Here is a 19388-nt window from a genome sequence, read left to right on the forward strand (position 1 = left end):
ACATCCGCAACGGGTCGGAATCCGGGCCCGCCGTTCGACCGGGTCCCGGGTGATGGACGCAGGTCAGCGTGCTGACCCGCGGTCAGTCGAAGTGCCGGGAACGACCTGCGCCGAACGGGCGAGCGACTCCCGTCCCTCGCCGGCCGAGCGGCGCAGCCGGGGCCGGGTCAGGAACCCCTCTGCCAGCGCGTTGGCCAGCGCGACGGCGGGCAGTTCGGACGACTTCTCGTACAGCAGGAAGCGCGGCTCCCAGACGGGCTGGTACTTGGCGTTGGCGCGGTAGAGCGACTCCAGCTGCCACCAGCGGGAGAGGAAGCGCAGCACGGTGCGGGAGAGCCGCAGGACCGGGCCCGCGCCGATCCGGGCGCCGTGCTCGAAGACGTACCGGAACATCGCGAAGTTCAGTGAGACCCGGGTGACGGGCAGCTCGCCCGCCGCCGCGCGGGTCAGCAGCTCGGCGACCATGAACTCCACCAGCCCGTTGTCGGCCTCCCGGTCACGGCGCATCAGGTCCAGCGAGAGGCCGTGCGATCCCCACGGGACGAAGCTGAGCAGGGCGTTGGTGCGGTCGTGCTCGTCCCGGCACTCGATCAGCAGGCAGTCGCCGTCGGCCGGGTCGGCGAGGCGGCCGAGCGCCATCGAGAAGCCGCGCTCGCTCCGGCCGTGCCGCCACGCGTCGGCGAGCCTGGCGAGCGCCGTGAGCTCCTCGACCGGGATGTCCCGGTGGCGGCGGATGACGGCCCGGTAGCCGGCCCTGGCCACCCGCTGGTGGGACTGCCGGAGCGTGCGCATCGAGCGGCCGGCCAGGGTGAAGCCCTCCACCTCGACCACCGCCTCGTCGCCGAACTCCAGTGCCCGCAGGCCCGCCTCCCGCCGGTAGACGATCCCCGCCTGCTCGCCGGCGCCGGTCACCGCGGGCACCCAGGCGTGGTCGCGGACCTCCTCGCGCCAGCGGGCGATCGCCTGCGGCCAGGCCTCCGGGTCGCCGACCGGATCGCCGGAGGCCAGCGCGACGCCGTTGACCACCCGGTAGAGCACGGCCGCCTTGCCCGAGGGCGACCAGCAGACCGACTTGTCCCGGCGCAGTGCGAAGTAGCCGAGCGAGTCCCGGCCGCCGTGCCGCTCCAGCAGGGCGCGCAGCCGCCGCTCGTCCTCGGGCTCCAGATGCACCCGGCTGCGCGGCGAGCGGAAGAAGACCCGGATGGTGAGCACCAGCAGTGCCGCGCCGAGGACGTTGACGGTCAGCGCGACCCAGCCGGGCACGTCGAGGTCGGAGTACTCGACGAGCCCGGACAGGGTGACCAGTCGGAGCAGTACGTAGACCGCGCTGTCGCCCCAGCCGGGTGCCGCCCCGGCGTAGCCGACCCGTACCAGGGCGGCGCCGATCGCGGTGACCGCGGCCCCGCCGACCAGCAGCACCGCCAGCCCGAGCACGGTGTTGCCCCGCTCGCCGCGCACCCGGCAGGCCGGCCGGCCGAGCAGCAGGGCGGCCAGTACGGCGGCGGTGAGGGTGGCCGAGCCCCAGTTGAAGGGGTGCGAGCGGTCCTCGGGGGCGACGGCCAGGGCGAGCGCGATCAGCACCGCGTACCCGGCGACCACGGTGGTCGCGACGGTCCACGCGGCCCGCTTGCGGCGGCGCAGCATCAGCGCGAGCAGCCCGGCGAACAGCGCGGCGGTGAACCCGGCGGTCATCAGCACCGGGGTGAAGAACTCGCCGGTGTTGGCCCGGTGCACCCGGTTGCGGAACGGCGCGATGAGCCCGGTCACCAGGTTGAGCAGGGCGGCGATCCGCAGGTACCACTCGGCGAACGCGACGCAGCGTCCGCGCCAGGCGGGCACCGGTCCCGGCGCGTACGAGGCGGTGGGCTCCGCCACCGGTGCGACGGCCTCCGCCACCGGCGGTTCGACCGGCGGGGCGGCGACCACGTCGGGCGCGCCGGCCAGCACGTTGTAGAAGGAGAGCTTGACCGCCTCCAGGCGCTGGTGGATCCGGGCGTCGCGGCGCTCGGCCCGCGCCATCCGCTTGGGTCGCGAGCGGTACCGCCAGCGGGCCCACGGGCTGCGCGGCCTGGCCAGCCGGACGGCCCCGACCAGGGCCAGCGGCCAGACCATCACCCCGAGCAGGCCGGTGAAGATCTTGCCCTTGAACAGGCTGACCACCACCACCAGCAGCACCAGTGCGGCGAGCGCCAGCTGGCCGAGCGTCAGGTGCCCGGAGAAGCCGCCCAGCGGCAGTGCGCCGAACAGCAGCAGCCCGATCATCGCCACCGCGATGATCACCGCGTCCACCGACTTTCGGCCCTGTTCGCTCCAGTAGACGTCCTCCAGGTGCAGCACCAGGGCGAACTCGTCCAGCACCAGGCCGCAGCCGATCCCGAAGCCGGTCGCCATCACCTCGCGCAGCACCCCGCCGTCGCCCCGGACGGTGAAGGCGCCGACCCCGCAGACCAGCATCAGCGCCTGGCCGAACACCACGTGGTGGATGTGCAGTCCGCCCGGGGTGACGTTGCCCGGCCACCAGCTGGTGCCGCGCCGGATCATCCGGACGCTGAAGCGGATGAACAGGAACGAGCCGATCAGCCCGAGCAGCAGCAGGAAGAGCGGCTGGCGACCGGCCTCGACGATCCGTTCCCGGTAAGCGTCGAGTACCGAGTGCCACATGACGGGCGCACCTCCGGGCGTGCTGGACGCGGGCCACCGCGCTCCGGCGGCCCTGCGGTTTCGCGGGCCACCGATCCTATGGGCCGCCGCGGCCGGGCCCGCTCCACCACCCCTGGCCGCAGTCCCGGCCGGCCGCTGGTCCGGCCGGGCGAGCCGACATCTACACCTGACGCCGCTACACCTGACGCCGCGCACCCGGGGCCCGGCTCGCGCCGGGGTGCGCCCCGCCCGCTCAGGCCCCGGCCCGTACCCGGCCCGAGACCAGCGCGCCGAACAGCGCCACCCCGGTCATCACCAGGAAGATCACCGCGAACGCCGAGGCCGGTACCGGCGAGTCCTGGGCCGCCGCCACCGAGCCGCCGCCCAGGCCGGCGAAGAGCACCCCGGACAGGCCGATCAGCAGGACGTTGCCCAGCGCGTCGCTCATCTGCAGCGAGGCCGAGTTGGCACCGGCCTCCTCGGGAGCGGACAGCTTCATCATCAGCACGCTGACGCTCGCCACCGTCAGGCCCATGCCCAGCCCGCCGACGGCCCAGGCCACCGCCGCCGCCCAGGCCGGGACAGCCGGTACCAGCACCAGCGCCGTGCTCGCGATCGCCACGGCCGTCAGCACGAAGCCGAGCCGGATCATCGCCTCCCGGTGCTGCTGGACGCCCGGCCGGCCCTGCAGCCACGAACCCAACGCCCAGGAGAGCCCGCCGCTGGTCAGGGTCAGCCCGGCCATCGTCGGGCTCAGACCCCGCTGGGTCACCATCATCAGCGGGATGAAGGCCTCCGCCGCGAAGAACGCCCCCGCCGCCACCCCGCGCAGCAGGATCACCGCCGGCAGTCCGCGCGCCGCCCGCAGCGTGCCCGCGGGCAGCAGCCGCAGCACGGCCGGCAGCAGCAGCCCCGCCCCCGCCAGGGCGGGGATCAGCCCCGGCAGGTCCAACCGCTGGCCCGCGTACTGCAGCAGGCCCGCCCCGAGCGCGGCCATCGCGGCGAGCGCCGAACGCCGCCGGTCGAACTCCGGGCCCGGCGCCGTCTCCAGCTCGCGCTGCGCGCGCTCACTGCGCCGCAGCGCCGGTCCCATCACCACCAGCGGCAGCAGGATCAGCACCGGCACGGCGAGGAACACCCAGCGCCAGCCCAGCTGTTGGGTCACCGCCCCGGAGACCGCCGGGCCGAGGATGGAGGGCAGCACCCAGGCCGCCGAGAACGCCGCGAACACCGAAGGCCGCAGCCGCTCGGGAAACGCCCGTCCGACCACCACGTACAGCGCGACGATCACCAGCCCGCCGCCGAGCCCCTGGATCGCCCGGCCCGCGACGAACAGCCACATGTTGGCCGCCGTGCCCGCCACCACCAGGCCGGCCCCGAACACCGCGATCCCGGAGAACAGCGGCCCCATCGGCCCCCGGCGGTCGCACCACTGACCGGACACCACCAGCGCGAACAGCGTGCTGGTGAAGTAGCCGGAGAAGGCGAAGGCGTACAGGCCGAGGCCGTCGAGCTGACGGGCCGCCACCGGCATCGCGGTGTTCACCGCCGTCGCCTCGAAGGCCAGCAGCAGCACGACCGAGACGATCCCCAGGGTCAGTGCCCGGTACGGGCCGCTGAGCACGCCTCCGGTGTCCGGTTCGGCTGTCGGGGTGGGTATGGACGAGGTCGCGGAGGTGGTGGGGGCCGAGGTCATGCCCATCATGGTAAGTGCCTATTACCCGATTTACTCCTGACTTTCGGTCCCGGGCGCCTCCCCCATCGGTCCTAGGACCGCCGCCGGTCATCGGGCCTGCCCCGGCCCGGAGAGCCGCTGCCGGCGTAGGCGTCAGTGCAGGACCTTCAGCCCGACCACGCCACCGAGGATCAGCACCAGACAGGTCACCCGGGCCGTCGTCACCGCGTCCCCCATGACCGCCATCCCGTACAGCGCCGTGCCGACCGCGCCGATCCCCACCCACACCGCGTACCCCGTCCCGAGCGGGATGCTCCGCATCGCGCACGCCAGTCCGCCCATGCTCAGCGCCAGCCCCAGCGCGAACACCAGGCTCGGCACCGGCCGCGAGAACCCCCTGGACGCCTCCAGCGCCACCGCCCACACCGTCTCCAGCGCACCGGCGACGATCAGCACCACCCAGGCCATGACCGGACTCTCCTCCGCAGCAGTGGACGGCCGAGCCCGACCTGGCTCTGCCGCGATTACTGCGCCGTCTTGTCATACCGGGTACGACGCGCCTCGTCCGGGGCGATCAACTCACCTGTCCCCGACGGTAGCACACGACGAAACACAGAATTCATATTCGGATATTGACGCCCACCGCCGGCCTCCCCGTAAAATGAATTCACCGACGGGCGCTCCGATCGATTCGGAGGCCACTGGCGACACCGCACAGCGCGAGAGGAGCAGGCCATGAACAGGAGGACGGCGACCACCCGGACGCCCCGCCCCTGCGCCGCTCCCGACTGTTGTCGCCCCGACCGTTACTGCCCCGACCGCTGTCGCCTCGGCAGTCGTCGCCTCGGCCGCCAGGCCTGAGCGTTCCCCGTTCCCCCCTGCACTGCGGCTGCGGAGTCCGTTCCGTTGCTGTTCACGGCCGTGTGCCCGAGTGGTTTAGGGACCCGCCTGCAAAGCGGTTCACACGGGTTCGATTCCCGTCATGGCCTCCATTTCGAATTGCCGATCGGAATTTCACGCCGGTCGGCCATTCGGCATTTCTCCCTATCAGGGCGGAGGGTTTCACCCCCGCCTCAAACGACGACCCGCATCGATTCCTCGCCGATCGTCGGAAACGCCCGTGGGGCGTTCTCCGGCTGGAGAACGCCCCACGGTTCGGTCCTACGGACGACGGCTACTCGATGACCGGCGGGTTGGCCGCTCCTCCGGTACGCCAGGTGTCCTCGTCCTCGACGAGGTAGTCCGGGCGGTTGCCGTTCTTGCCCTTCTTCTTGTTGGCCGCCCCACTGCCGGGAGCCCCGTGGGCTCCGGCCGCGCCCTGCTGGCCGTTGGCGCGCGCCTTGCCCAGACCTGAACCGCCCTCGGTGAAGCTCCGGCCGCTCGCGCTGCCCGAACGGGCTCCGCCCACCGTGCCGCCGGCCCGACGGACCAGACCCGGACCGCTCTTGCCGCCGCCCGCGCCCTTGCCGCCGGCACCGCCTGCGTGCGCTCCGCCCATACCGGGCATGCCGGGACGGCCCTGGGTCCCGCCGGCACCGCCGGCCGCGCCCCCGCCCGCACCGGTGCCGCCGGCCGCGCCGCGGCCCGCGCCCGACCCGGCACCCAGACCGCCGGCCGTACCACCGGTACGGCCGCCTCCGGTCGGGAGGGTCCCGCCGCCGAGGCCACCGAGACCACCGCCGCCGAGACCACCCGGCAGACCGCCGAGGCCACCACCGCCGAGGCCACCGCCGCCGCCGAGGCCGCCACCACCGAGGCCACCGCCGCCGCCCGGCAGACCACCGGTGCCACCGCCGCCGCCCGGCAGACCACCGGTGCCCGGCTGGGGCAGAGTGGGCGTGGGCGGGAGCGAGTCGATCCCGGTGTGGCTCGGCGGAGTGGTCGGGTCCGGCAGACCCGGCCCCGGCACACCCGGCATCCCTGGCATCCCCGGCCCACCCGGATGCCCCGGCCCACCGGGGTGCCCCGGGGACGGCGGCGCCGGGATGTTCGGATCCGGCAGACCGGGCCCACCCGGGACGTGCCCACCCGGACCACCGCCCGGCCCCGTCCAACCGGGACCACCCGGACCGCCGGAGCTCGGCGAGTGCGGGTTCGGGAGGGTGGGCATGGGCTCGGGGCCTACGCCGACGGGGGCGGGGTTGGAGGGCGGCGGGGGGAAGCCGCGCTGCTTCTCCCGGCCTCCTCCTTCATCGTCCGGGGGTGTCAGCCACCCGGAAGCCTGGTTGTACTGCTTACCGATGTACTCCATGACGATGATCGCGTTCTGGTGCGCGACCTCGCCCGCCGACAGTTGGTCGTAGTTCTTCTGAAGCGCGGCAGAACGGTCCATGCCACCCGCGACATCGGCCTTGAACTGCGCGTCGGAACGGTCGCCCATATCGCCGACGAACTTCAGCCCGCTGTCGATCGTGCTGGGCTCATGGAGCCCCTTCATGCTGGTGGCAGCCGTCTCAAGCGCCGTCCCGGCGAAGTGCATCGCGTTGGAGGTGCTGCCGGCGTGAGCTGCCGTGTTCGTCAGGTTGGCCTGGATCTGATTCGCCCGGCCGACGAAGGCCTGCGATGCCGCGCCCTCCCAGTTCTGGCTCGCGTGCTGCACCGCCTGCTGAAGGTCGGCCGCAGCGGCGTTCAGCTCCTCCTGCACGCTCTTCCAGTGATCGGCGACCTCCTTGAGCCGCCCCGAATTGGAGATCTCGAGCATGTGCTTGAGCGGCTTGAAGCCGAAGTTCTCGAAGTCAGTCTTGGGCGTGTTCTCCGCAGCCATCAGACCTGCCCCTCCTGCTTCCGCATGGTCGCGACGTACTGCTCGTCGGTGTTGCGGTACGCGTCGGTCACCGTTTTCGTCTTGTCCCCGAACTCGTTGATCAGGGAGTCCAAGTCAGCGGTCATCCTCGCCAGGAACTGCTGAACCTGGTCATGCGCCGCATACAAACCCTGCGCCTCGTGAAAGTCGCCGCCGAAGTCCGAGCGGGCTACGACGGTGTTGTACTTGGACTTGTTGGCGGTCTGGCCAAGGTTCTGCTGGAGTGCTCGCAATCGCTTGACCACCGCCTCCAACTCATCGGTATTGACCCGGAATCCGTCGGACATACGGCTCTCTCCCCCTGGAGTGTCGATGCTTCCCCGTCTGGCACTGGCTCCGGCGGGTGGTGGTGATGGTGCCCTAGCTCGCAGACAGCAGCTCGATAGCTAGGGCGTTCGATGGTAGCGCTTGCCCGAGAGCGGCTGACACACCCTCAGCGCTGCTGGTTCCCGCCTTGTCCGTACGGGTTGTTCTGGTACGGCTGCTGGGGCGGATGGCCAGGTGGCGGAACCTGGTTGCCATAGGGCGGCTGAGGCTGGCTCGGGTACGGCGGTTGCGCCTGCTGCGGCCAGGAGGGCGCGCCACCGTACTGCTGCTGAACACCGTAGGGGGCCTGCCTCTGAACGGGCTTATTACGACGGGCCACCGCCACGATCACCGCAATCACCACAACCAGCAGCACAACACCGGCGCCAGAAGCAAAGATGACGGTGGAGGCCTTTGAGTGCGCCGACCCGACGGTTGGCGGTTGTCCAGCCGCCCCAGGGTCAGCCGCACTAGGAGACGACGCAGCAGGTGTCTGATTGCCGCTGCCCGCGCCGTTTGTGCCCACAGGCGCGGCTAGCGGACCCCGCGCCGGACCGTCCGGGATGTCCTGGGTGAGCGCCTCGTACGGGCGGACAATGCCGTAACCGTAGTGCTGGTCAGGCAACTTGGTGCCTTGCAGCGACGGCGGAACATAGGCCGACTTCACCAGCCGATTGGCCACCTGACCAGCCGACAGCTTGGGGAATTTGGCACGAACCAAGGCCGCTGCCGCAGAGACATAGGCGGTGGCACCCGAAGTGCCGTCTCCCATACAGTACTGGCTGCCGTCGCAACTTCCGGCTCCGAGAACCTCCACCCCGGGAGCTGACAGCAGAACTTCCGGGCCGTAGTTGGACTGCGCCCAGATCGCACGATTCTTATCTGTCGCGCCAACTGCAAGGATGCCTGGAGTCTTCGCCGGATACTCGACAGGGGTCACACCGCTATTACCAGCTGCGGCAACGATCAGGACGTCGTGGGCTGCCGCATAAGCCACGGCATCGTCTGTCTTGGGATCTTCTTGCTGACCGCCGATCGACATATTGATGATCTTGGCGCCATGATCCACGGCCCAACGGATATCCTCGGCGTCCGCGCTCTTGTGGCCTGCGGTTCCCTTGTAAATCGACAGGAGCTTTACCCCCGGGGCCAGGCCGACCACGCCCTCGCTGTTCCCACTTCCATGGCCATGGCCTGCGATCATGCTGGCCATGCTGGTTCCATGCGCGTCGGTCGGATGGGTCGCTTCACCCGTGCCGCTCGGGTCATAGCTGTCCACGACCTGGCCGGTCAGATCCGGGTGACTGCCATCCACGCCGCCGTCGATGACCGCAACTTTGACGCCGTCCCCCCTGCTCACCGACCAGACCTTCGCCAAGTCGAACTCCTGGTTCACCCACTGCGCGTCTCGGATCTGATCCGCGCTCGCGACCGGCGTGGCGGTCAGAAGAAGGCCACCGGCCAGTGTCGTGGCGCCGAGTGCGCGCATGGTCCTGCTGAGCGTCATCGCTTCCCCGTCACCCCGTCAGTAGGCATCCGATGTCCGCTCGTACGGCGCAAGTACAAGCAGACGGCACATCGATCGTATCGCCCGACTTGCCGACTCGGGCAGGGCCCCGCGCCTCTGCACCGCTTCTGCACGCCGAAGTTGGTCCATCACGACCAGACCACCCGACAGCTGACGGCGCCGCAACCTCACATGCCCCCGCTACGAAGCAAGCCGGCCCCACATGCCCAATTGACCCCAGCATGCGAAGGATTAGGGATGGGTCCCGCCCTGTCCGTAGTACGGGTTTCCCTGGTGCGGCTGCTGGGGCGGATAGCCGGTTGGCGGGACCTGATTGCCGTACGGCGGCTGCATCTGCTGCGGCCAGGCAGGCGGAGCGCCGTAGTGCTGCTGAGCGCCATACGGTGCCTGACCTGCCTGGCTCTGAACGGAGTTCCGGCGACGGGACACCATCGCGATCACCACGACCAGCGCGATCAGGAGCACGATGCCGCCGCCGACAGCCGCAAGGACAATGACGGCCTTGGAGTGCGAGGAAGACCCGCCGGTCAGCGACCGGTTAGTGGATCCGGGATTCGTCGCGCCAGGGGACGCCATGCCAGCAGCCTGACCACCGCCGCCCGCGTCCTCGGCGCCAGCAGGCTTGGCCAGCGGGCCCTGCGCCGGGCCTTCGGGGATGTCCTGGGTGAGCGCCTCGTACGGCCGGACGATGCCGTAACCATAGTGCCGATCGGGCAACTTGGCGCCCTGTAGTGACGGCGGGACATAGGCCGACTTCACCAACCGGTTGGCGACCTGTCCAGCCGTCAGCTTCGGGAACTTGGCCCGGACCAGTGCAGCGGCTCCGGACACGTAGGCTGCCGCATCAGAAGTGCCGTCTCCGATGCAGTACTGGTTGCTGTTACACGGACCGGTACTGACGATACGGATACCAGGGGCCGAGAGCACTACCTCCGGGCCATAGTCCGACATGCTCCAGATGGCATTGTTCTTGTCTACTGCCCCAACCGCCAACACGCCTGGTTCGTTTGCCGGCGAGGCCACTGGCCCGCCTTCATTGCCAGCCGCGGCGACCACGAGGACATCGTTCTTGGCGGCATACGCGACTGCATCCGCTAGCTTCGGATTCCGGATAGGGCTGCCCAGCGAAAGGTTGATCACCTTGGCTTTGTGATCAACAGCCCACTTGATGTCCTCGGGTACGTTGTCGGCATCCTGCGCCGTCGACTTGTAGATCGGAAGAATCTTGGCACCCGGCGCCAGACCGACGACGCCATCCCCGCTACCGTGACCGTGTGCGGCAATCAGCCCGGCCATCGCGGTGCCGTGAGGGTCCGTGGGATGGGTGTTGAGCCCTCTGTCGCTCGGGTCGTAGCCGTCCAGGACCTGCCCTGACAGGTCCTGGTGGCTCGCATCCACGCCACTGTCGATAACCGCGACGACAACCCCGTCGCCCTTGCTGACCGACCAGACCTTCTGAAGGTCGAACTCCTTGTTCGCCCACTGCCCGTCGCGGACGTAGTCCGCGCTCGCGACCGGCGCCCCCACCAGAAGAAGTCCTCCGGCCGCAGTCACGGCCCCCAGTACGCGCACAGTCCTGCTGAGCCCCACCACTCCCCGCCCCGTCCCCCGTCGGCAGAACACCCGATGCCGTCCGCACGGCCGGCAAACCACCGACGCAGGCAGGCAGACAGCCGATCGATCGTATCCAGAGCCCGACGGACGGATGCGGGCAGGCCCCGTCAGTAACCGGCGTCAGCCGTCCCGTGAGGCCCCGCCCCGTCAGCCGACGATCGCGTCCTCCGGCTGGATCGGCAGCCGGCCGACCGGCAGCCCGGTGGCCGCCCGAACTGCCGCGGCCACGGCGGCCGGTGCGACCACGGCCGGTACCGCGCTGACCGCCTTGGCGCCGAAGGTGGCGACGACGTCGCGTTCTTCGAGCAGTGCGGCGATCCGGACGTCGGGGGTGTCCAGGGCCGTCGGGAGGCGGTAGCCGGTGAGGGAGGCGTTGAGGATGCGGCCGTTCTCGGTGCGGAGGTTCTCCAGCAGGGCGAGGCCGACGCCGTGGGCGACGGCGGCTTCGATGCGGTCCTCGATCTGGCGCGGGTTCAGGGCGCGGCCCACGTCCTGGGCGACCGTCACGTCGACGACCCGGACCGCACCCAGTTCGATGTCGACGTCCACCACGGCCCGCATGGCGCAGAAGGCGATGGAGACGAAGGCGTCGCCCTGGCCCGACTCGTTGAGCGGTTCGGTCGGGTGGGGGCGGCACTGGGCGGTGGCCCAGAGCTCCTTGCCCTCCAGGGCCTCGCTGACGGGCATGCCCAGGACGCCGTCGTAGGAGGTGATCTTGCCGTCGGCGATCGTGAGCAGTTCGACCGACATGCCGAAGTTGGCGGCGATCGGCTGGAGCAGCTGGTGGCGCACCATCAGGGCGGCCCGCTCCACCGCGCCGCCGGAGACCCAGGTGTGCCGGCCGCGCGCGGACGGTCCGGCGACCGACTGGTCGCTGTCGACCGGGGCGACGTAGACCTCGGAGACGCCCAGCACCGACTGCACGATCTGCCGGGCCAGGGTGGCGAAGCCCTGGCCGACGTCGACCGCCGCGCAGATCACGGTCGCGTGGTTGCCGCTGACCCGGACGGTGGCGGTGGAGACCTCGTCCTCGCCCTCGGCGCCGAGCATGTGCACCATGCCGACCGCGTAGCCGATGCCGCGCCGGACGGCGGCCGGGTCGCCCGCGCCGCCGGGACCGCCGGGGAGCAGCCACTCGGCCTCGGGGTCGTCCAGGGGCAGGGCGGGCAGCGGGGACTCGGCGATGGCGTCGAGCAGGGCGGCGACCGGGGCCGGGCAGGTGACGGCCTGTCCGGTGGGCATCGGGTCGCCGGTGGCCATGGCGTTGCGGCGGCGGATCTCCAGCGGGTCGATGCCCAGCTGCACGGCGAGCTGGTCGAGCTGGGACTCGTACGCGAAGCAGGTCTGCAGGGCGCCCTCGCCGCGCATCCGGCCGGCCGGCGGGTTGTTGGTGCGTACCGCCCAGGCGTCCACGAGGACGTTGGGGCAGACGTACGGGCCGACCGAGAAGGCCGCGGCGGCGGCCAGCGCCTCGGCGGAGACGTCGGCGTACGCGCCGCCGTCCAGCAGGATCTGGGCCTCGACCTTGACCAGCTTGCCCTCGGCGTCCGCGTGGTGGCGGTAGCGCAGCAGCGCCGGGTGGCGGCTGGTGTGGGCGTGGAAGGACTCCTCGCGGGTGAGGACCATCTTCACCGGCCGGCCGGTGCGCAGCGCGAGCAGCGCCAGGGTGACCTGGAAGGAGAGGTCCTCGCGGTCGCTGGTGGCGCCGGGGACGCCGGTGACCACCAGGCGGACCCGGTCGGGCTCGATGCCCAGGCACGCGGCGGTGCGGTCGCGGTCGCCGTGCGGGTCGGTGGAGGAGAGGTGGAGTTCGACGCCGCCGTCGGGCCGGGGCACGGCGAGTCCCGCCTCGGAGCCGAGCGGGGCCGGGTCCTGCCGGCCGACCTGGTAGAGGCCCTCGACGACGACCTCGCCGACGGCCTCCGGGTCGCCGGTGCGCAGCGGGATGTGCCGGAAGAGGTTGCCGTCCGGGTGCAGCGGCGGGACGTTGAAGGACTGCTCGGGGTCGATGACCGCTTCCAGCAGCTCGTACTCGACCACGATCGAGGCGGCGGCGAGGCGCGCGGTGTCGGGGTGGTCGGCGGCGACGGCGGCCACCGGCTCGCCGTGGTGGCGGACCACGCCGCAGGCGAGGACCGGCCGGTCGGCGGTGAACGGTCCGGACGGTGCGCCGTCGGGGGTGCCCTCGGGGCACGGCGGCAGGTCGGCGGCGGTGACCACGGCGTGCACGCCGGGGAGGGCGAGCGCGGGGGCGGTGTCGATGGCGACGATCCGCGCGTGCGGGTGCGGCGAGCGCAGCACGGCGCCCCAGAGCAGTCCCTCGGCCCACAGGTCGGCGGCGTAGGGGTAGATGCCGAGCGCCTTGGGGAGCGCGTCGGTGCGCAGGGCGGGGCTACCGAGGCCGAAGGGCTCGGCGTCCTTCGGCTCCTCGGTGGCGACCGCGGACAGGTCGGTCGGCGAGGAGATGTCGGTCGGCGAACTCATGCGTGGTCGTCCTCGCGGATGCCGTGGGCGGGGGTGCTGCCGTCGTAGCCCTCGTAGACGGGGGCGCCTTCCGCGAAGGGGGTGCCGTGCGCGGGAGCCGGGACGTACGGGGTGCCGTGGGCGGGCACGTTCTCGTAGAGCCCGCCGTCCATCGCCGCGCCGTGGGCCGGGGCGGCCTCGTAGTGGCTCTGGCCGTAGGCGGTGTCGTACGACGCGTCGTAGGGGGCCTGGTACGAGGGCTGGGTCTCGTAGCCGGGGTCGTACGGCGTGCCGTGCGGCGGGGTGGCGGTGTAGCCGGGGTACGGCTCGTAGACACCGGTCTGGTGCGTGGTCGTGGTGCCGTAGTCGATGCCGACCCCACTGCCGACGCTGGTGGGCTCGACGGGGTACTGCACCTCGGCCTCCACCCAGGGCTCGGCTTCCACCCAGGGCTCGGCCCCCACCCAGGGCTCGGCCTCCACCCAGGCCGCGGCGTCGGCGTAGACCGGCAGCTCCCCGGTCTGCGCGGGCAGGTCGGCGACGGGCTGGGCGGTCCCGGGCTGGATCCCCGGCTGGGCGGTCCCCTGCTGGGCGGTTCCCGACCGGGCGGGGTCGGGCTGGACGGGCACCGGCTGCGTCGCCGTCGCCTGGGCGAGCCCGCCGTCCGCGACCGGGACCTCGGCCGGGACTGACTCGGCGGGCGGCTCGGTGGCGGCCCCTTCCGAGTCGGCGGCCACCGGCACCTCGGCCGGGGCAGCGGCCTCCTCGGCGAGTTCCTCCTCGGCACCGCGCGCCTCGGCGACCGCCTGCACGGCGGTGAGGACACCCCGGTAGCCGGTGCAACGGCAGAGGTTGCCGCAGAGCGCCTGGCGGGCCTCGATCTCGCTGGGCCGGTGGTTGCGCTGCAGCAGGTCGTGCACGGCCATGGCCAGGCCGGGGGTGCAGTAGCCGCACTGGACGGCGCCCGAGTCGGCGAGCGCCTGCTGCACGTCGCTGGCGGCGCCGCCCGCCGAGAGGCCCTCCACCGTGGCGATCTCGCTGTCGGAGGCCAGCGCGGCGGGCACCAGGCAGCCGGCCACCAGTTGACCGTCCACCAGCACCGAGCAGGCGCCGCACTCGCCCTGCTCGCAGCCGTCCTTGGCCCCCGCCAGGCCGAGGCGCTCACGCAGCACGTAGAGCAGGCTCTCGCCGATCCAGGCGTCGGTGACGGGCCGTTCGAAGCCGTTGACGCGCAGGGTGTACGAGGCGCAGGGCCGGCCGTTGCCGCCGTACTCCACCACGCCGGGACCGAGCGGATCGGCGCCGAGCGGGTCGACATCCAGCGGAGCACCGGCCGGCACACCGCCGCCCAGCGGATCGACGCCCAGCGGATCGAGCGCGGCGGCAACGGGCGCGCCGGTGCCCAGCGGGTCGGCCCCGGCCGCACCGGCCCCCGTGGAGTCGAGTCCGACCGAGCCGGAGTCGATCGGGTCTGTCGTCGTCACTTCAGCGCCCTTCCCAGTGCCCGTCGGGCCAGCACCGATACGGTACGCCGCAGCCGTACGGCCACCGCGCCCGCCCCCTCCGGGCCGGCGACCAGCGCACCGTCGGGGATGCAGGCCGCGGCCACGTACTCGCCGAAGGCGGCGGCCGCCGCCGGGTCGATCGGGACCACGCCCTCCGCGCCCCTGGCGTCCCAGTCGATGCAGCCGGCGACCCAGGCCTCGGCCTCCAACGGCCGCAGCGGCACCGGGGCGACGGCGCCGACCGCGCAGCGCACGGCGCGCCGGGCGGGATCGAGGACCAGGGCGACGGAGACGGTGGCGCGGGCGGGACCGCTGCGGTTGGTGGCCTTGAGGAAGACCTGCGGGGCGTGCAGCAGCGGGACCCGGACCCAGGTGAGCAGTTCGCCCGGGCGCAGCGGGTCGAGTCCGGTGAGCAGGTGGCTGATCGGGACCTCGCGGGTGCCGCCGGCGCCGGCCAGGGTGGCGGTCGCCTCCAGCACGGTGAGGACGGGGAGGGTGTCGCCGGCGGACGCGGCGGTGGCGATGTTGCCGCCCAGCGTGCCCACGTTGCGGACCTGCGGGGGTCCTGCGGTACGGGCGGCGTCGGCGAGGGCGGGGATGAGCGCGGCGAAGTCGGGGCGGTCCATCCGGGCGTGGGTGAGGCCGGCACCCAGGACAGCGGTGCCGCCGTCCTCGTAGCGCCAGCCGCGCAGCTCGGTGATCCGGCCGAGGCCGACCAGCGCGGCCGGGCGGAGCCGTCCGGCGTTGACCGCCTCCATCAGGTCGGTGGCCCCGGCCACCGGCACCGCGCCGGGGGTGACTGCCAGCGCCTCCACGGCCTCGTCGACCGAGGCCGGCAGCATGATCGTCCGGTTCACCAGGATTCCACCGTGCTCCACTTGCTCGTCAAACTGCCTGACCCTCCCCCGAGTTTTTCTCCGGACGGAGAAGCACTCGGCGGCCTCCGGCCGGGGTCTCAGCCCCATCGGCAGTGCGGCCTGGCCCGTAGGTTACGGGCGATGGGTGCGGCTTGGGCAACTCTGGCACACAAAGCGCGGTGATCATTTCCCGGCCGGCGCGGGCAAGCCGGCCGATTCCCGGACGAATCCGGCCGGAGTCCGCCGCAATGCCGTCCGAACGGGATCGATCGGTCACCAGTTCTTGACGTCCTGCCACCCGGGCGGGCTCCGGGACCGGCCGTCCCGGTGGATCAATTCTCGCCCAGTCGAGCGCCCCGTGTCTCCGTCCCCGGGGATGATCTTGGTCGCATTCGGCGGACCTAGCGTGGAGGCACCCGACCCCGTACCGAGGAGCCCGGATGACCCAGCGACGAACACCTCCCGCCCCGGCCGAGCTCGCCGAGCTCGCCGAGCTCGCCGCCGAACTGACCGCCGAACTGACCGCGATGGCCGCCGCCGACCACGCCGCCGTCGCCACCGCCCACAGCCCCGACCTGGCCGAGCAGCTGACCTGGCGGCGGCTGACCGCCCGCCACGGCGAGCGGCTGGACCAGATCATGGACGCGTACGGCTGGCCCACGGCCGACCTGGTGGGCGCGGAGGCGGCCCGCGCGGCCTGGCTGATCGCCCAGCACTCCGACCGTCGAACGGACATCCAGCGGCGGGCCCTCGAACTGATGGCGGCGGCCGTACGGGAGGGCCGGGCGGACGCCCGCGACCTCGCCTTCCTGCACGACCGCACCCTGGTCAACGAGGGCCGCCCGCAGATCTACGGCACCCAGATCGGCGCGGTGGTGGACGGGGCCCCCGTCCCGTGGCCGTGCGAGCAGCCCGAGCGGATGGACGAGTTGCGCGCCGAGGTCGGCATCGAGCCGTTCGCAGTCCACACGGCCAGGCACGCTCCGCGCTAGCCGCCGACCCGGGCGAGGCCGGCCCCCACTCACGGAAGTCCGCCCGGCCGCCGTCAGAGCGCCGACGGCGGCCCGTCCAGGGGGTGGCCGGCCGCGCCGGCGCGGCGCTGCCAGGCACGGGGCCCGTCGCCGGTACGCGCTCGGGCCGAATCGGGCGTCCTGCCGCAGCTCGATGCCGTCGGCACCCAGGGGCCCGGGGGCAGCGGCGGACGGTGGCGGCGGTGCGGGTGGCCCTGAGCCAGGACTCGACGTCCGCCGGGCCGGCTCCGGCGGTCAGGGTGGTGGCGGGCCCGAGCGGAGCTCCTCGGCGCTCCGGGCACGGGCAGCACGCAGCGGGGCAGGGACGGGATCCGCAGGAACACCGGTCGTGCGGACCGTCCTACCCCGCGCGGTTCGGCCGGCACGGACCGTAACCGGTCTCGCCCGGTCACCGCGTCAACGGGGACGGCCTACTGCTGGTCGTCGCCCTGCGGCTTGTCGATCCCGTCGAAGATCTCCTTGCACATCGGGCAGACCGGGTACTTCTTCGGGTCGCGCCCCGGTACCCAGACCTTGCCGCACAGTGCCACCACGGGAGTGCCGGACAGGGCACTCTCCATGATCTTGTCCTTCTGGACGTAGTGGGCGAAGCGCTCGTGGTCTCCGTCCCCGTTGGACACCTGGGGGACGGGCTCGACCAGGGTGCCGGTGCCGAGGCCGCGCTCGGGCTCAAGAGTGCTCATGGGTGCCTAGTCTATGGGGGCCGCTCGGAAGGCGGCCAGCTTCCCGGGGAGCGGGTCAGTTCAGGGTCGGGTCGTCCGGGTAGGTCGCGAGCATCGCCAGCGGGCCGCGCTGGCGGCGCAGCACCGAGCGCCAGAGCCGCTCGGGCTCCGGGCAGGAGATGTCCCCGGGCTCGACGTCGACCAGGTGCCAGGCGCCCTCGGCCACCTCGTTCTCCAGCTGCCCCGGCGACCAGCCGGAGTACCCGGCGAAGACCCGCAGCGCGCCCAGCTCCCCGGCCAGCACCTCGGGCGGCGCCTCCAGGTCGACCAGGCCGATCGCCCCGTGCACCCGCCGCCAGCCGAGCGGTTCGGCCTGGCCCGGCTCGCCGGGCACCACGGCCACCGCGAGCGCCGAGTCCAGGGCCACCGGTCCGCCCTGGAAGACCACCGGGGGCCGGCCGGCCAGGTCCGCCCAGCCGTCCAGCACACTGCCCACCTCGATCGGGGTCGGCCGGTTGAGCACGACGCCGAGCGCGCCCTGCGCGTCGTGGTCGAGGAGCAGCACCACCGACCGGGCGAAATTCGGGTCGGTCAGCAGGGGCGTCGCGACGAGGAGTCGGCCGGTGTGCGAGAGGGCCGGTGTCATGCCCACATGATCCCGCAGTTGCGGCCTCGGCGGGCGCCCAACACGAAAGCCCGCAATGACCACCGAACACCCGTACGGACCAACCCGGGCGCCATGCGGAGCCCGCAGAGGCCACGATCACCAATAGGGCGCAAGGGAACCAATCGCCCGGCCATTACCATCTACGTGGTGGTGGCCCCTTGTCTCGATCGAGCCATGGTTGCCGCGTGCCTGCTGCCACCCGTAGAGCGCCACCGCAGGCCCCTGCCCCTTCCCATGGCATCCCGTGATTGCGAGAACGATGACCGACGACGTCCTGCTGGTCCACGGCGGCAACCCGCTGGAGGGCGAGATCCAGATCCGCGGCGCGAAGAACCTGGTGCCCAAGGCCATGGTCGCCGCGCTGCTCGGGCAGGGCCCGAGCCGCCTGCGCAATGTCCCGGACATCCGGGATGTGAAGGTTGTGCGTGGATTGCTCCAGCTCCACGGTGTGACGGTGCGCACGGGCGACGAGGACGGCGAGCTCATCCTCGACCCCTCGCACGTGGAGAGCGCCAACGTCGCGGACATCGACGCGCACGCCGGCTCCTCGCGGATCCCGATCCTGTTCTGCGGCCCGCTGCTGCACCGCCTCGGCCACGCCTTCATCCCCGGCCTCGGCGGCTGCGACATCGGCGGCCGTCCGGTGGACTTCCACTTCGACGTGCTGCGCCAGTTCGGCGCCACCATCGAGAAGCACCCGCAGGGCACCTACCTGGTCGCCCCGCAGCGGCTGCACGGCACCAAGATCGAGCTGCCCTTCCCCTCGGTCGGCGCCACCGAGCAGGTGCTGCTCACCGCGGTGCTCGCCGAGGGTGTCACCGAGCTGCGCAACGCCGCCATCGAGCCGGAGATCGTCGACCTGATCTGCGTGCTGCAGAAGATGGGCGCGATCATCTCGATGGGCACCGACCGCACCATCCTGATCACCGGCGTGGACGAGCTCGACGGCTACACCCACCGTGCGCTGCCGGACCGCCTGGAGGCCGCCTCCTGGGCCTGCGCCGCGCTGGCCACCAAGGGCGACATCTACGTCCGGGGCGCCCGCCAGCTGGAGATGATGACCTTCCTCAACACCTTCCGCAAGGTGGGTGGCGCCTTCGAGGTCGACGACGAGGGCATCCGCTTCTGGCACCCGGGCGGCGAGCTCAAGGCGATCGCCCTGGAGACCGACGTGCACCCCGGGTTCCAGACCGACTGGCAGCAGCCGCTGGTGGTCGCGCTGACCCAGGCCACCGGGCTGTCCATCGTGCACGAGACGGTGTACGAGTCGCGGCTCGGCTTCACCGGCGCACTGAACCAGATGGGCGCGCACATCCAGCTCTACCGCGAGTGCCTGGGCGCCACCCCCTGCCGCTTCGGCGCCCGCAACTTCCAGCACTCCGCGGTGGTCTCCGGACCGTCCAAGCTGATCGGCTCCGAGCTGGTCATCCCGGACCTGCGCGGCGGCTTCTCCTACCTGATCGCGGCGCTGGCGGCCGAGGGCACCTCGACGGTGCACGGCATCGACCTGATCAACCGCGGCTACGAGAACTTCATGGCGAAGCTGCGCGACCTCGGCGCCCACGTCGAGCTGCCCGCCGAGCAGCTCGCCGCGCTCTGACCGCCGGGCACCCGCAACGACCGATGGCCGGTCTCCC

At 72.2% G+C, this 19388-nt stretch carries 13 protein-coding genes, 1 tRNA gene, 1 pseudogene and 1 riboswitch; of the genes and pseudogenes, 3 read left to right on the forward strand and 12 right to left on the reverse strand.

The window, feature by feature from the left end; genetic code table 11:
- Nucleotides 1–63 precede the first annotated feature (63 nt).
- From ACZ5ON_RS24920 to ACZ5ON_RS24930, 3 genes are all read right to left on the reverse strand, one after another.
- Nucleotides 64–2661, reverse strand: coding sequence for a phosphatidylglycerol lysyltransferase domain-containing protein (locus tag ACZ5ON_RS24920; RefSeq protein WP_465596754.1), 2598 nt, complete (start codon nt 2659–2661; stop codon nt 64–66).
- 232 nt (nt 2662–2893) lie between these two features.
- Complete coding sequence (locus ACZ5ON_RS24925) at nt 2894–4336, reverse strand: MFS transporter (RefSeq protein WP_465596757.1); 1443 nt, start codon at nt 4334–4336, stop codon at nt 2894–2896.
- Between the two features lie 132 nt (nt 4337–4468).
- Nucleotides 4469–4783: a DMT family transporter gene (locus ACZ5ON_RS24930; RefSeq protein WP_465596760.1), complete on the reverse strand. Its 315-nt coding sequence runs from the start codon at nt 4781–4783 to the stop codon at nt 4469–4471.
- 58 nt (nt 4784–4841) lie between these two features.
- Nucleotides 4842–4904, reverse strand: a riboswitch (guanidine-III (ykkC-III) riboswitch).
- A gap of 328 nt (nt 4905–5232) precedes the next feature.
- Between ACZ5ON_RS24930 and ACZ5ON_RS24935 the strand changes: the two genes are divergently transcribed.
- Nucleotides 5233–5307: transfer RNA gene (locus ACZ5ON_RS24935), tRNA-Cys, on the forward strand.
- Between the two features lie 182 nt (nt 5308–5489).
- On the opposite strand, the gene ACZ5ON_RS24940 is transcribed toward ACZ5ON_RS24935, so the two are convergent.
- From ACZ5ON_RS24940 to ACZ5ON_RS24970, 7 genes and pseudogenes are all read right to left on the reverse strand, one after another.
- A complete protein-coding gene (locus ACZ5ON_RS24940; protein WP_465596763.1) occupies nt 5490–7079 on the reverse strand; it encodes a WXG100 family type VII secretion target in 1590 nt (529 codons plus the stop codon).
- On the reverse strand, nt 7079–7405 hold the full coding sequence (locus tag ACZ5ON_RS24945) for a hypothetical protein (RefSeq protein WP_465596766.1): 327 nt from the start codon (nt 7403–7405) through the stop codon (nt 7079–7081). The genes ACZ5ON_RS24940 and ACZ5ON_RS24945 overlap by 1 nt, the downstream gene beginning before the upstream one ends.
- Before the next feature lie 146 nt (nt 7406–7551).
- Nucleotides 7552–8931, reverse strand: coding sequence for a S8 family serine peptidase (locus ACZ5ON_RS24950; protein ID WP_465596769.1), 1380 nt, complete (start codon nt 8929–8931; stop codon nt 7552–7554).
- 252 nt (nt 8932–9183) lie between these two features.
- Complete coding sequence (locus ACZ5ON_RS24955) at nt 9184–10506, reverse strand: S8 family serine peptidase (protein ID WP_465596772.1); 1323 nt, start codon at nt 10504–10506, stop codon at nt 9184–9186.
- A gap of 207 nt (nt 10507–10713) precedes the next feature.
- Nucleotides 10714–13050: a xanthine dehydrogenase family protein molybdopterin-binding subunit gene (locus tag ACZ5ON_RS24960; protein ID WP_465596775.1), complete on the reverse strand. Its 2337-nt coding sequence runs from the start codon at nt 13048–13050 to the stop codon at nt 10714–10716.
- 775 nt (nt 13051–13825) lie between these two features.
- Nucleotides 13826–14282 (reverse strand): annotated as a pseudogene (locus tag ACZ5ON_RS24965) ((2Fe-2S)-binding protein); the annotation flags it as partial.
- Between the two features lie 227 nt (nt 14283–14509).
- Nucleotides 14510–15376: an FAD binding domain-containing protein gene (locus ACZ5ON_RS24970; RefSeq protein WP_465596875.1), complete on the reverse strand. Its 867-nt coding sequence runs from the start codon at nt 15374–15376 to the stop codon at nt 14510–14512.
- A gap of 455 nt (nt 15377–15831) precedes the next feature.
- On the opposite strand from ACZ5ON_RS24970, the gene ACZ5ON_RS24975 reads away from it, so the two are divergent.
- Nucleotides 15832–16383, forward strand: a complete 552-nt coding sequence (locus ACZ5ON_RS24975) for a DUF6624 domain-containing protein (RefSeq protein ID WP_465596778.1) — start codon at nt 15832–15834, stop codon at nt 16381–16383.
- A 449-nt stretch (nt 16384–16832) separates the two neighbouring features.
- Here ACZ5ON_RS24975 and ACZ5ON_RS24980 read toward each other — a convergent pair whose 3' ends face one another.
- Nucleotides 16833–17105: a DUF3039 domain-containing protein gene (locus ACZ5ON_RS24980; RefSeq protein WP_344636333.1), complete on the reverse strand. Its 273-nt coding sequence runs from the start codon at nt 17103–17105 to the stop codon at nt 16833–16835.
- A gap of 55 nt (nt 17106–17160) precedes the next feature.
- The gene (locus tag ACZ5ON_RS24985; RefSeq protein ID WP_465596781.1) at nt 17161–17730 is read right to left on the reverse strand and encodes a YqgE/AlgH family protein; all 570 of its coding nucleotides are present in this window, start codon (nt 17728–17730) and stop codon (nt 17161–17163) included.
- Nucleotides 17731–18010: 280 nt separating this feature from the next.
- Between ACZ5ON_RS24985 and murA the strand changes: the two genes are divergently transcribed.
- Nucleotides 18011–19351, forward strand: coding sequence for a UDP-N-acetylglucosamine 1-carboxyvinyltransferase (murA, locus tag ACZ5ON_RS24990; RefSeq protein WP_465596784.1), 1341 nt, complete (start codon nt 18011–18013; stop codon nt 19349–19351).
- Nucleotides 19352–19388 lie beyond the last annotated feature (37 nt).

The sequence above is a fragment of the Kitasatospora sp. NPDC032150 genome (assembly GCF_055579945.1).